Genomic DNA, 15,709 nt, shown 5'->3' on the forward strand with positions numbered 1-15,709 from the left:
ACGCGAAAACCGCAGTTCAGGCAAATCTCTTCTTTTATTCATATGATGAAAAGGAATACGCAACCATACCCTATTTATTGCTTTCGATAAGGGTTCGGAAGCTCACAGCCCATATCTTCCACCTGTGGATTAGCGGATAATCGATCATAGTGCTTAAGCTTATACTCCAGCACTTCCTGCACATCCTTCAGTCTCCGGATTTCACTGCTGATATGTTCATACTGCTGTCTAAGTATCGTCTTGCGCTGTTCCAGTGTACTCTCTCCCTGGCTAACTAGTGCACGGAATTCTTTCATTTCTTCCAATGTCATACCGATCGATTTGAGCCGGGTCATGAAAATAATGCTCTGTACCTGCTCGGCCGTATAAAAACGGTGTCCATTTGACTTGCGCTCTGCGGGTGGCAGAAGATCAATACGTTCATAATAGCGCAGTGTGTCTTCACTGAGTCCCGTTAGTTCAGCAGCCTCACGTATGGTCATGGGCATATCCGGTATTTCAATCATCCTGCTCATCCTCTCATCAGACAATATTTTCCTGAATAAGTGTTACCTTGTAAGTGTATAGTTTACCAGGGAATAGGTCCATTCTCATCATAAAATTGACCGGTAGGTCCATTCTCGTCGATAAGCGCCAGACCAATTACCGTTTGCGCAGCGTGTTCCACTGTACGTGGACCGCTATTTCCATTCAAATCGGTTGCGGTATAGCCGGGGTCTACTGAATTGATCTTGATCGGAGTTTCTTTATATTCCTTAGAAAATATGACCGTTACTGCATTGAGTGCTGTTTTGGAGCTGTTATACGACAGCGAATTGGCTTCATAATGTTCATGCGACGGATCACTATTGAATGCGAGCGAACCGAGACCACTGGATACATTGACGATTCGTCCCTGCGGCGCTTTTTTGATTAAAGGAAGCATAATCTGCAGTACCTGAATCGCGCCGAATACATTGACTTCGTAGACTTTACGGATATCCTCGATTGCCTCCTCACTCGGCGCATTGCTGCCTGCTGCAATACCTGCATTATTGATCAGCACATCCAGTGATCCCGACCGCTGGCGAATCTGCTCTGCTGCGCTATGAATCGTCGCTACATCGGTTACATCGATCTGTACATACTCTGCCTGAATACCTTCGCTCTGCAGCTTCTCTACTGCCTGCTGTCCATAAGCAGGTTGACGTGCTCCCAGATAAATGTAGTATCCTTTTTGTCCCAGCTGTCTCGCTGCTTCATAACCGATTCCTTTATTGGCACCTGTAATCAAAACTGTCTGTTCCTGTGTCATCTATACCGTCTCCTCTATTATATAGTGTCATCTGGCGGCCGCCTACAGCAAGACTACAACTTGGAGTACACTCCAAGTCAAGCATCCTTTTGCCAAAATAATAAAAAAATCGTGCATGACTCTTTGCGATGCAGCAGAAATCGTCTGCTGCGGGCCTTGGTACAGCCCTGATTTTCTGCCTGAAAGAGTATGCACGATCTTTTTTTATTTATTTGATTTTTTACCTATTTATTCGACCATTGAAGAATGCTGGTTATCGGCTTCAATCCGATTGGAACGCCGGACTATCATCGCCTGAATCCAGAGGACCAGCTCAATGATCAGCAGAATACTGATGATCCAGGCGCCACCACTTAGAATCCAGCGATGGATGCCGAGGGCTACAGTCGAACCGGTATGCTCCACATACAGCTGTTCGGTACGCATCGTGAAAAAATAGAACATTCCGAGTGTGAATAGCCGAGTCCACTGTGCTGTATTGTAGATGCCAATACCATGGCGCCAGCCTTTTTGCCGAATTCGGCGAATGGCTCGCAGCCCTTCCGTACACTCTACCGCGATCAGAATCAGCAGCGTTATCCACCAGAGTATCAGAATAGCCGTATCGCTCCAGGCATGGGTTGCCTGAACGACTGCACCGGTAATCGCCAGCGCACCGTACAGGATGCAGTTCGTATCGGTCCAATCTGCTATCAGGCGCTCCGGTCTGCGGCTATAACGATACAGAATCAGCGAAGCACTGATTAGATAAAATAATAATCCGAGCGCAATCATGGATTGATTAAGCCAGAATGCTACATACCCATTACTGAACACTTGATGAAAAAGCAGTACAATTGACTGCGTGGACACGGCTGACAGAAGCAATACACCATGAATACGGTCATATTGCTTTTGCAGCAAAATCTGGTACCAGCCGAGACACATAAAATACAATAAAAATAACCATAGCCCTGCATTGAGCACAGCTATAATATGAATCGTCTCCTGCACCCAGTAGACACCAAACGAAGCAAATAAATTAATCAGCAGCGTGGACGTACCTGCCACCCAGGTACCGATCGCAAACCGCTGTACCGGATCAGCCAGATGATCCCGGTAAAAGCTGGATCGACGGATCGAAGCAATATAACTTACCAGCAAATATAACCAGATCAGAGCCGTACCGATTACCAGCAGTCTGGTCATCAGACTATGCGGTCCCTGTCCGGACATATGCTGCCATACTCCCTGGATGAAAATACCGAGCGCCATAACAATGCTGCCCGCTGCAGTGGGTGCAACATGTAGATTTTTATTTGCACTAAATGCGACCAGACCCACAATCATGCAGCACAGCAGCAAAATAATCAGCATAGTGATTCTCCTTTATAACAGATATAAGCTCTAGTATATCACATCACCAAGGTAGTGTACTCCCGTATTCCTGTACTGCACGTTGCACTATCCGCGCTGTGGAATATACGGAGGAATCGGTGCATTAACGACCGAAATCGGTACTTCCAGTGTCTGTCCGCTCTGGATATCATAAGGGGTGACCAGTCGATTCGCCTGCAGCAGATGCTCGACGGTAAGCTGGTACTGCTCGGCAATATAGTCTGCTGATTCTTCTCCAACCACAATATGCTGCTTGCGCAGTTTATCAATCCGGCAGGCGGCCTGCTTGAATGTCGGCTGCTTGGACAGCGGATCGGTAAAATCGGCAGTGAGATCATTAGCGGATTCATGACCTTCCCAGCTACCATAGTGGAATGGTACAAAGACCAGTCCTTTTTGTACGGCTGTACCGATACGAGCCGGTACTTCGATCCATCCTCGTGGTGAGCTGATCCGTACGACCTCTCCTTGCACGATGGATAATGCGGCTGCATCCTCTTCGTGAATCTCTACATAGGCATTTGGCGCAGCCATTTGTAGATACGGCGAGCGGGCCGTCTTCGTACGGGTATGCCAGTGCCATACGAGCCGTCCAGTGGTAAGCCAGGTTGGATACTCTTCATTGGGCTGCTCAGTCGGCGGCAGATAACGGGTAGCATGCAGGATTGCTTTACCATTTGCCTGCTTGCTGACAAATTCATCACGGCTTAATGCGCGGCCGCTGAATTGATCCTTGGTATAGCTCTGGGAATAATCTGCATCCGTAGGGAATTTGTAATCGCTGTATAGACGCGGGGTTCCTGTTGGATGCTGTTCATTGGCCGGCCAGCGCATACCGTTATGTTGCTCCAGCTTGTCATAGGTCATGCCGGTCATATCACATGGACGTCCGCGCGAGACCGTTTTCCATTCTTCAAAGCATTCTTCCGGTGTCGAGTAACCGATCAGCGGCTGACCATCCTTGTCTTTGAGATCCATACGACGGGCAAAGTCGATCAGAATCTGCAGGTCACTTTTGACACCCTGTGGTGCTTCTACGGCTTTGCGCAATACATTGATTGTCCGGTCGGCATTCTCCATAGTGCCTTCCTTCTCTCCCCAGAGCGCGACAGGCAGGATGACATCCGCCACTTTGGCCGTCTCGGTCAGGAATGGATCCTGAACAACCACGAAGATGCTTTCCAGCGCTTTGCGAGCACGCCGACGGTTCGGCAGGGATACCATCGGATTGGTACCAATATTCCAGAAAAAAGTAACTTTGCCCTGCTCGATCATATCCAGCTGCTCTTCGATTCCTTTTTCCGGACCAGCCGGCAGTGTCGCTTCGTCTACATTCCATAGATCGGCCATCTCCTGCAGATGCTGCGGATTCATCGGATTACGCTGAGCCGGATAGGTACCCACTCCACCTGCTGTACGATTGGCAGAGGAGCTGGGCTGACCCGCCATATGCAGTGGTCCGCAACCGGGCTTGCCAATCTGTCCGCGGATGAGATGCATATTGTTGATGGCTACGCAGGCAGTAGTAGCATCTGCGCTCTGGAACGTTCCCTGCAAAGTCGTTGTTACCATGGATGGCGTCTCTCCCAGCACCCGGGCGGCTTCATGCAGCTGCTCCACCGGAATACCGGTGATTTTTGAAGTCTTTTCCGGCGTCCAGTCAGCAACCGACTGCTGCATCTCGTCAAACCCAATCGTATACTGTTCGACAAACTGTCGATCAATATTCCCGTTCTTGATCATCAGATGAACCAGTCCATTGAGCAGCGCCACATTCGTACCCGGAATCAGCTGCAGATGCAGATCCGCATGGCGGGCAGTCAACGTGTGACGCGGATCAACCGCAATAATGTAGGGTTTGCCTTCCCGCTGCTTGCGCTGCATGATCCGCTCGTGCAGAACCGTACCGGTCTCCGCCACATTATGACCGAACAGCATCAGCGTATCGGTTACGTCTACATCATCAAAGGAAGCCGGTGTTCCATCCGCGCCAAAGGACTGCAGCAGACAGAATTCCGTAGTTGCCGTACAGAGACGGGTATTGGCATCCAGCAGATGAGTATGCAGACCGGCACGACCGATTTTGGCAATCGTATAATAGTCTTCCAGATATCCCTGACCCGTAGAATAGATCGCAATACTATTGCTGCCCTGACGCTCCAGGGATTCTCTTGCTTTGGAGACAATCAGTTCCATCGCTTCTTCCCAGCTTGCAGGTTCCAGTTGTCCATTATCGCGACGAATCAGCGGTGTCAGTAGACGATCGGAGCTATTGTTGGCGTACCACTGATTTTCGCCTTTGGGACCGAGCCGTCCACGGTTAATCGGATGCTGGCCGTTACCTTTGATACCGACGATCTTATCGTCTTTGACTGCAATATGGCAGCCGCAGCCGATTGAGCAAATATTACATGTGCTGTACACCCATTTGTCGACTTCACCCTGACTGTATATGTTCATATCTATACGTTCTTTTTGCCAACTCATAGGCTTACCTCCAGATAAAAGGTCGGCACGACATACTTGATCGCTGCCTGACCATAAATTTCGCGCAGATTCACAGCAATCTCATCCAGCTGCTCGCGCATATGCTTATACCGGTTACGAATCTGTTCGGTATGCTCCGTCTCAAACGAAGGTATCCAATGGACAGCCCGTACCCATGCCCGCATAGTCGGTTCTGCCACTTCATTATTCTGATACAAGATCGATAGGTAGGGACGAATCTGATCAAGAGACAATGCAGGCTGATCGGGATGCTGATCGGAATTTGATGACTGCTGATGACTTGCGTTATCGTCGGACGGTATTTGCTCCAAATCGGCGGTCAATACAGGAATCAGTTTTTTTAGCGCTTCCTGCTGTTCTTCAAGCGAATAACGAATAAGTTCAATAAGTGGATGCTTCATTGGAGCCGTCTGCTCCAGCACCTGATTAACATCTTCTGACAAGGCTTCACAATAAGGCAATAATGGGTTCATGCTGTACCTCCTCTAATAGGCAGAGCCAAAATAAGGCATTGCACAGGATCGTAATATTTATACAAGGTCATAAGCCATTACCCAAATTTTAAATATGCATACCTCTACATATGTATTCCTGCAAAAATAACCGGTAGATCTGCTGCTGTTGCGGCAGATCTACCGGTTATTTATAAGTGCTCCATTTTACTGGAGTATGAGTGGATTATTCAGTCAGGAGGGCGCAGCTTTCACTTCTTCATATGTTGGCATACCGCCCTGCGCTCCCAATTTGGTAATCGAGAGGGGAGCAGCACGATTACCAAATTGCAGAATGCCCTGCAGCGAGCTCCCTTCGGTCAGCGCTACTCCAATTAATGCAGCATTAAACGTATCCCCTGCTCCTGTCGTATTCATTGCTTCAACCTGGAATGTCGGACAACTTCCTGCTTAGCGAGCCAGCGCTTTCAATATACGGTCACAGAGTTCCATTGTAGCGATGTTGTCCTGACCGCTGGACAAAGGTATTGTTCCCTGATTGCAGCAATCCATAAAATGATTCATCTCGCCAACAAAACCACGCAGATACAGATCACGATAGCTGCCCGACATCGGTGTCGCAGATGGCGTATAGATAGTATCTTGTTCCTGAAGTGATTTCCAGGGCAGATCGTCTGTTACCAGCGACTTATGTATACGCAGTTCATTAATCTCATGAGCAATGGCAAAGCCATTTTCAAAAGTGACCGTCACCTGTTCACTCTCCCGCGACCATGCCGTCATACTCGTAAAGTAGGCGCTGCCAATGACTCCATCTTCCATACGCAATGAAATACTTTGCGAGAGATGACCCTGCTCATCCATACTCAGACCGGTGACATCGACTGCTTCACCGAACAGATAGCGAATCAGATCTACCATATGAATAGCAGCCAGTTTGATAAACTGCTCTTCATTTTTACAAAAAGGAGTGCCATCTACCGCGAAGTTCATCTGAAAAGAACGTACACGTCCCAATTCGCGACGGTCAATCAATTCTTTCAACTGCTGATAGACGGGCGCATAACGCTTCATAAAGCCTACCATCAATATGGAATCGCTGGCTGCAGCGGCTTCGGCAGCCTGCTGGGCCTGTACTGCATTCCATCCAAGCGGCTTGTCGGTATATACATTCTTGCCTGCCTGAAGAGCAGTCATGGTCATCTGAAATTGATCTTCCGGCTGGGCTACAATCACAATATTGCGATAGTGCTCGTTATCCAGCAGATCCTGATACCGATCGTAAGCCTGCCCCTGACTTCCAAAACGCAGCAATGCCTGTTGTGAGCGCTCCAGACTGCGTGTTGCGATTGCTTGAATCTCGGCTCCTGCCGCTACGGCTGCCGGATAGATATTTGTTGTTGCATGAAAACCTGCACCTACAAATGCCAAACCTGTTGATTGCATTGTTGTGACCACCCGTCTATTTGAGAATAGTTTTCTTTTAAGGGATTGCCTTTCAAAATATACCTATACAGATAGTAATTATACAGGAATTTGTTGCGGTCGTCAGGCTGTATGGATTTTCCTGCGCACAGAAAACAGAGCCTTTCGATTGCTTGTGCAGATCCTGCTTGCACAGCCGACCGAAAGACTCTGTAATAACTAATACTGGTAATTATTATAACCATACGTTGTATATGATATACCAGCTCATTCTTATACGACTGGATATAGCCAACAGCAGATACAAAATGCACCACTGCTTCAACGATTATATTTGTAGGTTATGCATTCATATCAAATCTGTCCAACCCATTCCGATTCGGCAGTAGCGAACCAGCGCTGACGGATATGATCGAACTCCTCCTGCGACAATACGCCATCCGCGATCAGAGCTGCATTTTCAGACCAGCGATTAGGCTTGGTTGTACCAACGATCATCGTATCCACACCGGGAATACTCAGGGTAAATCGCAATGCCTGCTTGATGCTATTCTGTACATCTTTATCCTGAAGGAATGTATAATTCAGATCGCGCAGCCGGTTCCAGTACACAAATGCATAATCCTGCGGTTCTACCTGCTCCCGTGTCCATGCTGCATTGGCAATCGGACGTTTGGCAACAATGCCCATACCACGCTCACGTGCACCCGGAATCGTCAAGGAAATCGCTTCCTGATCGGCAATGTTGACAGATGTCTCCAGACTGTCAAATACTCCTGTCTCAATCGCGTACAGTGCATCTGCACTATCTCCACTGTAACCGATATAACGCGTTTTGCCTTGCTGCTTGGCACGCTGCAGCACTTCAATCACTTCTCCCCGGCGCAGCACTTCTTCCGAGCAGCTATGCAGATGGATCATATCGAGATGATCGGTTTGCAGACGACGCAGACTGCGATCAATGCTCTGTTCCAGCATATTGCGATCCCAGTCAGGCGCTTCAAAGCCGGCTGCATGACCGCATTTGCTGAACAGATAATAATCATCACGCCGGTCTGCCAGTGCGTTACCGATCAACTCCTCGCTATCTCCATAACATTCTGCTGTATCAATAATATTCAGCCCTGCATCCAGTGCACTATGCAAAAGCTGATCAACTTCACTCTGTGAGACACCGCTTCCAATTTCCGAACCGCCAAATCCGAGTACACTTACTTGCATATCTGTATTGCCATATTTACGCTTTTCCATGATGTATAGCCTCCTCCGGTTATGTGGTCTGGAGTGTGTAACCAACTCCCAGAATGGTGCCATGCTGTATGTTCCAAGCTGCTGTACGTTATGTATTACCCTAATTGATAAGAAAATAGTAGTTTTGACCGGATTTATATATAGACAAAAAACCCGAACAGCTCTGAGAACTGTCCGGGCAGTGAGATATACCATAGAAGGCGGCTGTTAATCAGGAATTAACCAGTGAAGAATCCTTGCGGATAATGCTGATTACATATCCTCCTACCGCACCAATGATCGCCGGCAGAATCCAGCCGAGACCAATTGTATACATCGGAAGATAACTTTCCAGAAAATGATCCAGTGCTGCCAGATGGAATGGAGTTGCCTTCAGTCCATCTGCCAGACTGATGATGAAGACGAGCAGCATACTGCCCTGATATACAAGTCGCTCTCCTTTGAACAGGGAATGACAAAATGTCAGGAACATTAGTACAATCGCCAGTGGATAAATAATGGTCAGAACCGGTACCGAAATGGTAATCAGTTCATTCAGTCCGATATTCGCAATTACCGCACTGAACAGACACAGACCAACTACCAGCTTTTTATAGCTAAAGCGCGGCAGCAGTTTGTGAAAGTACGATGCACATGAAGTGATCAGACCCACACTGGTTGTCAGGCAGGCAATCGTGATCATTAGACCAAGGAAGATCCCGCCGGATGTGCCAAAATAATAACTGGACATTCTCGCCAGAATCTGACCACCATTTTCCAGATAGCCAAAAGCCTGCACACTGGAAGCACTAATATAGGAAAGCGCCACATACAGAACCGAGAGAATCAGTGCTGCAATACACGCTGCTTTTAGGCAAACTGTAACAATCTGCTTGCGGCTCGTTGCTCCGCGCTCCCGGATCGCATTAATGACAATAATACCAAATACAAAAGCTGCCAGCGCATCCATGGTCAGATACCCTTCCTGGAATCCGTTGAACAGCGCATGTGTCATATACTTCTCGGTTGGAGCCTGGAATCCACCGATAGGATATAGCAGTCCTACAATAACCAGCACGCTGATAAAGGTCAGCTTGATGGGGGTAAGAACTTTACCGACAATATCCACAATACGCGCCGGATTCAGTGAGAAGAAACAGGTAATTCCAAAGAATATAATCGAGAAAATAGCTGCAGCTGTCGTATACCAATCCGCAGACAGGAATGGCTTGACACCAATCTCGAACGAAACATTACCGGTCCGTGGAATAGCAAACAGCGGACCAATCGCCAAGTATAGTACAGTCGTAAATATAAGACCAAATACAGGATGCACCCGGCTTGCCAGCGACTGCAGATCATCCTTGCCGGAGAATCCCAGCGCAATCACGCCCAGGGTAGGCAGTCCTACTCCTGTAATCAAAAAGCCTATATTGGCCTGCCAAAAGTTGGTTCCGGCAGACTGACCCAGCATGGTTGGGAAAATAAGATTCCCTGCACCGAAAAAGAGCGCAAACAGCATTAATCCAATAACTACGATGAATGAAAATGGTATTTTTTTCTCCAAAGAACGAACCTCCGATAAATCGCTATGCAATTCTATTTGTCATCCGGTCCGGATCTATCTCTCCACTCCTACAGTGCTCCAGGTGCCGGATGCCATGCGTTCGAAATTCTTTTCATTTACGGAAGATACAGCTGTTCCGCTTCAACGCGCCGATGTGTATATGTACACTAACGCCTGATTAACTGCTGCTCCGTTCCTTTTGCCGCCTCCAGATCAATGTGATTAAAGTATATCTCACGCATAAGGTTATATTTTAACCCACTCTGCCCGATGCCTCAATGACAATTATTGAGAATTGCAAAATAATCTTTATCGATCCGACCTTTTATCCGTGCGCCCGGCATCACAATGCAGGAGTCAGCTATTGTATATTCCGCTTCTGCCGGTTCATGATCCGATACTGACTGGGCGTACAGCCAGTTAGTTTTTTGAAGATCACGCTAAAGTTGGCAGTATGTGCATAGCCGGTTCGCTCGGCAATCATGGCGACACTCAGCGTACTATGACGCAGTAGCTCACGTGCTGCACGCAGCCGAATCGTCTGCAAATACTCCCGAAAATGAAAGCCTGTAATCCGTGGGAAGATTCGGCACAGATACGATGGGCTGATATAAAACAATTCGGCGATTCCCTGCAGTGTCAGCGGCTCATCAAAGTGATCATTGATATAGCGGGCAATCTCGGTAATTTTGGTCTCCATGGGATGTATAACTGATGTTACTGCAGCAGGCTGACCATGCTCTCGCCGTCTTATCCGGTACAAACGAATCAGAAGCCCGGTGAGCAGACAGCGACTGTATTCGATGTATCCGGCGTCCCGACGCTGCATCTCTGACAGCATTTCCTGCAGACACTGCTGGACGGCATGCTGTTCTTCGAACGGCAAATGATAGAGCGGATCGCGTCCCAGCTCCTGCAGCGGGAACAATAGCCCACCCCCTTCACGAATAAATTCCTCGGTGAAATTAACCAGAATCCGTTCGCATAATAGCGCATCTGTACTGACGGTACGATGCAGATCGGTAGGACAAATAAAAACCAGATCGCCTTTGGCTGCATGAATAGCCGTCTCATTAATAAAGTAGGTTCTCCCTCCATCCTGTACATAAAAAATCTCGTAGCTGGCATGGGAATGATAACGTGGCATAGCGCTGTAGCCAATCTGCCTCAAATAATGAATGCGCATACTCTCCTGTGGATCCACACTATAACCAACTGCTTCCAGAGTCTCCATCTTCATTCCTCCTTGCGCTTTTACAATCTATTCGTTCCTTTCCTACTCCACTAAAAGACAACAAAAGCAAAATGTAAGCGTATTCCAGACAAGAAATGCAAAATTTCTTTGTTTTACTTGTACTATAATGGCTCTGTGATCACTTGTAAATTAATGGTTATATTGGCTATTTCCCACCTGCAGGTCTTCCGGAATCCAGCAGGGTACAATCTGTTTTGCATTCTTTTATCCCAAAGGAGTTGTATTAGTATGAAATTGAAATTATGGCAACCATCTGCTCGTCCTGCTGGCAAGCGATCCTATTGGAATACATCAATGATTCTGGTGTGCACATGCGCAGTCGGGTTATCACTGCTGCCTGTCCAGTCTACCCAGGCCCAGGATCAGCCAGCTACCTCCTCTCTAGTCGCCGAAGCCAGTCAGACCAAAACGATTACTGTCGCCCAGGATGGATCAGGCCAGTACAGTAAGGTGCAATCTGCCATCGACTCTATTGCAAGCGGTAACAAATCACCCGTGACTATCTACGTCAAAAATGGAACATATCGAGAAAAGATTACATTTCCAAAAGATAAGCCTTATATTACGTTAACCGGTGAGAGTGCTACCGGTACGATTCTTACGTACAGCGACACATCCGCATCTGCTGGCGGAACAACTAATAGTTCCAGCACCTTTGTTATGTCCGATCATTTTACAGCGCAGAATATTACATTTGCCAATACTGCCGGCAAAGATGCCGGACAGGCAGTAGCCCTGTACGTGCGCGGTGATCGGGCGATATTCAAAAATGTGCGGATGCTGGGCCATCAGGATACGCTTTATACACCTGGTAGCGGACGACAATATTATGAGAACTGCTATATTGAAGGCACCGTAGACTTTGTCTTTGGCAGTGCTACAGCGGTATTCAATAATTGCGAGCTGAAAAGTCTGGGCAATGGCTACATAACTGCCGCGTCTACACCTGTCGAGCAGCCATATGGCTATGTGTTTTTGAACAGCAAGCTGACACGTAGTAGCGCAGTTGGCAATGCCTCGGTACATCTGGGACGTCCATGGCGCCCATACAGCTCGGTCACCTATATCAATACTACGATGGACAGTCATATCCGGCCCGAAGGCTGGAACAATTGGGGCAATGCAGCCAACGAGCAGACTGCCCGCTATTCGGAATATAACAGCAAAGGACCGGGTGCTGTCGGTACAAGAGTAGGCTGGTCCAAACTCCTTTCTTCCAGTGAAGCAGCGGCCATTACCATCTCATCGGTGCTCGCTGGTAACGACGGATGGAACCCTGCAAAATGATCAGAAAATGATTTAACGCAGATCATACTCATCAAGTGAGAGGAGAATCCAATGATCCCTATGATTTCACGGTGGACACGCTCCCTGCTGGCAGCAGCCGTAGCTGTCCCGATGATGATTCCTGCTACTGCCGAAGCTGCAGAGACGATTCCCCCAACGGATAACGCATCTGCAATCGGTGCACTTCTTCCTGCTTTTCCCGGCGCAGAAGGTGGCGGCATGTATACAACAGGCGGACGCGGAGGCAGCATTTATGAAGTTACCAATCTGAATGATTCAGGACCCGGATCTTTGCGTGATGCTGTATCCGTAGGCAATCGTACGATTATCTTCCGAATTTCCGGCAATATCCATCTTCAATCCCCGCTCAAAATCAAGGGTTCCAACCTGACGATTGCCGGACAGACTGCACCGGGAGATGGGATTGCCGTGCTGGATTATGATACGACAATTGATAGCGACAATGTGATTATTCGCTACATGCGCTTTCGTCTGGGCGATGCCCATTCTACTGAAAGTGATGCTTTCGGGCTGCGCAAACACCAAAATATCATGATTGACCATTGTTCTTTCAGTAATTCGGTAGACGAAGTACTATCCCCCTACCAGAACGAGAATCTGACGGTCCAATGGTCTATCGCCTCCGAGAGCATGCTCATGTCCCATCATTCCAAGGGACGGCATGGTTACGGCGGAATCTGGGGTGGACGCAATGTTACCTTTCACCATAATCTGATCGCTCATAATGCCAGCCGGAATCCGCGCTTTGCCAGTGATGCCGGCGATACAGTCGATTTTCGCAATAATATTATTTATAACTGGCAGTTCATGGCGACTTATGGCGGTGAAAATATTGCAGCCAATATAGTCGGTAATTACTACAAATATGGTCCTGACACCGCCCGCAGCGTACGCGGTATGATTCGGGATACTCCGTCCGCTACCAGCCAGTGGTATATTGATGGTAACCATGTGGACGGATATCCGGAACTAACAGCAAATAACTGGCTTAGTATGCCGGATGCCCCTGCTGCATCCCGCTTGAACGAACCGGTAGCAATGCCTAATCCGATTCAGACCGAGAGCGCAGAGCAGGCCTATGTATCGGTATTGGCAGAAGCCGGTGCGACGCTGCCCAAGCGCGATTCGATCGATGCGCGCATTATGAACGAAGTATCCCAGCGCAGTGGCAGAATGCTGAACTCACCTGCCGAAGCAGGCGGCTATCCAGAGATGCTAAGTACTGCTGCTCCTGTAGACCAGGATCATGATGGTATACCGGATGGCTGGGAGATCGAGCGAGGACTGAATCCGACTGATGCCTCGGACAGTCTATTGATGGGTACAGACGGATATACGTATCTGGAGAATTATCTGAACGAACTGGCTGACCATGATACATCATTAAATCCAGTAGTCAATATCCGTACCCCGGAGAAAGACCAGCTGATTCAGACCAATCAGTCGCTGACGGTAACAGCTGACGCCTATGATCCCGATGGCAGTATCGTAAACGTCGATTTCTATGCCGGTAACAAACGGATTGGCAGGGATACTACTGCGCCTTATGAGTATCGCTGGGATGCCGTACCGGAAGGAACACATTATATAACTGCCCGAGCAGTAGATAATACAGGCACTGCTACCAGCAGCTCAACGATTACCCTGCATGTGGTCGGACCTGAAGCAGATGACCCATGGACCACAGCAGATATTGGTCAAGTCGGTGTACACGGTACAGCGACAGCTTGGGCAGACCATCTAATCGTACGCGGCAGCGGTCGTTATGGAGAAAGCGATTCCCTGAGTACCAGTCAGCGGCGAGATGACTTCTCGCTCACTTATCAGAAGTTAACCGGCGATTTTGAAATGATATCACGAATAGATCGTCAATCACGTATCGATAATAATGCCCAGGCAGGCATGATGATCCGCAGCAGTCTGGATGCTGATGCACAGATGGTTGCACTAACCCAATCTACCGTCAAATACGGTCAGGCCGGACGGTTTATTCATCGTCTGAATCCCGGAGCCAAAGCTGTCGACAAGCAGACCGAAGACTTTCTCGCTCCGGGCTATATGAAGCTGGTACGCACCGGAGATACAGTCTATGCTTTTCTCTCCCAATACGGAAAAGAATGGATTCAGGCTGGCTCCGTCACATTGCCTGATATGCCGGATACGGTCTATGCAGGTTTTGCCGCTGATGCTGCAGCGATCGATAACGAGATTCACAATTACAATACTGCGCAATTTTCCGATATTTCCATACGTAATCTGGAACATATGCCGTCTGTACCGGATAATGTGTATGGTACAGCCGTCAATAAAGGTATCCAGATTCGCTGGACACCAGTTGCTGAAGCCGATACGTACACTGTTGAGCGTGCCAATGTCGAGACTGGACGTTATGCCATTGTCGCCGACAAAGTACAACCGACGGAATATACAGACAATACAGCTGCTACAGGACAGCTGTATTATTACCGGGTCACTGCAGTCAACGCAGCCAATAGCAGTCTGCCTTCGGCACCTGTCTCCGCTGCAATGACTTCCGGAGAACCGGTGACTGCCTACTGGGCACTGGATGATTTTGAGCAGGATACAGCCGGCTCTCCTCCAGCGGGTTATACGCTGGAACCGGCACATCCAGGTACGGACGAGTATCATGTGCTGATTGGCAATCTCACCCCTTCTGCAGATATGTCATCCGCAGAACATCCTGCTCTGGGCAGTCAGGGTCTGATTCTCTCGGATAGTGGTAAAGAGACTACCCGGATCACCAAGCGTTTCAAGGAACAGACCGGCCAAGTTATACTCGATACCCGTATTCAGCTGAACGAAAAGGCTTCCTATGACCGAATGCTGCAGCTGCTAAATACACCCGGTGGTTATGCCGCTGTCGCTATTAACGCCGGTCCGCAGGGCTTTTCCTATTATGCTTCTTCCAAGGAAGTACGCCCACTTGGTGACGAGATACCACAGCCAGGGAAGTGGTATCGTATTATTGTTATTGCCGATATCGCCAGTCAGACTGCAGACATTTACATGAACGACCAGCTGGTGGCCAAAAAAGCTCCATTTATGAACAAAGTTGCTACCATTGCTACTTTTACTGCCCAGACGCCGGAACAGGAAAAAGGCAATCTGAGCCTGGATAATGTCTCTATCCATTCTCCCATTCAGCCCTGAAATCAAGCGCATGATCATGTATTATAGTATAGAGCACCTGCCAGAACCTATCCGGTAGGTGCTTTTCATATGCAAAAAAAGAAAATCCGCTGCCGGACTTTCTTTTTTTGGTCGGTATATAG

Annotated in this window: 11 protein-coding genes and 1 pseudogene; 2 read left to right on the forward strand and 10 right to left on the reverse strand. The window is 48.3% G+C overall.

Annotation, left to right across the window (positions count from 1 at the left end; all coding sequences use genetic code 11):
* Nucleotides 1–74: 74 nt before the first annotated feature.
* From WH46_RS09230 to WH46_RS09275, 10 genes and pseudogenes are all read right to left on the reverse strand, one after another.
* Nucleotides 75–506 (reverse strand): MerR family transcriptional regulator, encoded by a 432-nt coding sequence (locus WH46_RS09230; protein ID WP_052714174.1) that lies wholly within the window; start codon nucleotides 504–506, stop codon nucleotides 75–77.
* A 62-nt stretch (nucleotides 507–568) separates the two neighbouring features.
* Nucleotides 569–1,294: an SDR family oxidoreductase gene (locus WH46_RS09235; RefSeq protein WP_017812365.1), complete on the reverse strand. Its 726-nt coding sequence runs from the start codon at nucleotides 1,292–1,294 to the stop codon at nucleotides 569–571.
* A 228-nt stretch (nucleotides 1,295–1,522) separates the two neighbouring features.
* A complete protein-coding gene (locus WH46_RS09240; RefSeq protein WP_046226503.1) occupies nucleotides 1,523–2,650 on the reverse strand; it encodes a TDT family transporter in 1,128 nt (375 codons plus the stop codon).
* Nucleotides 2,651–2,737: 87 nt separating this feature from the next.
* On the reverse strand, nucleotides 2,738–5,158 hold the full coding sequence (locus WH46_RS09245) for a molybdopterin-dependent oxidoreductase (RefSeq protein WP_046226504.1): 2,421 nt from the start codon (nucleotides 5,156–5,158) through the stop codon (nucleotides 2,738–2,740).
* A complete protein-coding gene (locus WH46_RS09250) occupies nucleotides 5,155–5,652 on the reverse strand; it encodes a hypothetical protein (protein WP_046226505.1) in 498 nt (165 codons plus the stop codon). The genes WH46_RS09245 and WH46_RS09250 overlap by 4 nt, the downstream gene beginning before the upstream one ends.
* Before the next feature lie 213 nt (nucleotides 5,653–5,865).
* Nucleotides 5,866–6,069, reverse strand: a pseudogene (locus WH46_RS09255) (carbohydrate kinase family protein); the annotation flags it as partial.
* A gap of 12 nt (nucleotides 6,070–6,081) precedes the next feature.
* The gene (locus tag WH46_RS09260) at nucleotides 6,082–7,077 is read right to left on the reverse strand and encodes a Gfo/Idh/MocA family protein (RefSeq protein ID WP_046226507.1); all 996 of its coding nucleotides are present in this window, start codon (nucleotides 7,075–7,077) and stop codon (nucleotides 6,082–6,084) included.
* A 333-nt stretch (nucleotides 7,078–7,410) separates the two neighbouring features.
* Complete coding sequence (locus WH46_RS09265) at nucleotides 7,411–8,307, reverse strand: aldo/keto reductase (protein ID WP_046226508.1); 897 nt, start codon at nucleotides 8,305–8,307, stop codon at nucleotides 7,411–7,413.
* A gap of 211 nt (nucleotides 8,308–8,518) precedes the next feature.
* Nucleotides 8,519–9,853, reverse strand: coding sequence for a branched-chain amino acid transport system II carrier protein (brnQ, locus tag WH46_RS09270; RefSeq protein WP_017812372.1), 1,335 nt, complete (start codon nucleotides 9,851–9,853; stop codon nucleotides 8,519–8,521).
* 361 nt (nucleotides 9,854–10,214) lie between these two features.
* Complete coding sequence (locus tag WH46_RS09275) at nucleotides 10,215–11,087, reverse strand: helix-turn-helix transcriptional regulator (protein ID WP_046226509.1); 873 nt, start codon at nucleotides 11,085–11,087, stop codon at nucleotides 10,215–10,217.
* A gap of 249 nt (nucleotides 11,088–11,336) precedes the next feature.
* Here WH46_RS09275 and WH46_RS09280 point away from each other — a divergent pair, with 249 nt between their 5' ends.
* Nucleotides 11,337–12,395 (forward strand): pectinesterase family protein, encoded by a 1,059-nt coding sequence (locus WH46_RS09280; RefSeq protein ID WP_046226510.1) that lies wholly within the window; start codon nucleotides 11,337–11,339, stop codon nucleotides 12,393–12,395.
* Nucleotides 12,396–12,446: 51 nt separating this feature from the next.
* Nucleotides 12,447–15,587, forward strand: a complete 3,141-nt coding sequence (locus WH46_RS09285) for an Ig-like domain-containing protein (protein ID WP_052714175.1) — start codon at nucleotides 12,447–12,449, stop codon at nucleotides 15,585–15,587.
* The last annotated feature ends 122 nt before the right edge of the window (nucleotides 15,588–15,709 follow it).

This window comes from Paenibacillus dauci (assembly GCF_000971985.1).
Lineage (GTDB): Bacteria > Bacillota > Bacilli > Paenibacillales > Paenibacillaceae > Saccharibacillus > Saccharibacillus dauci.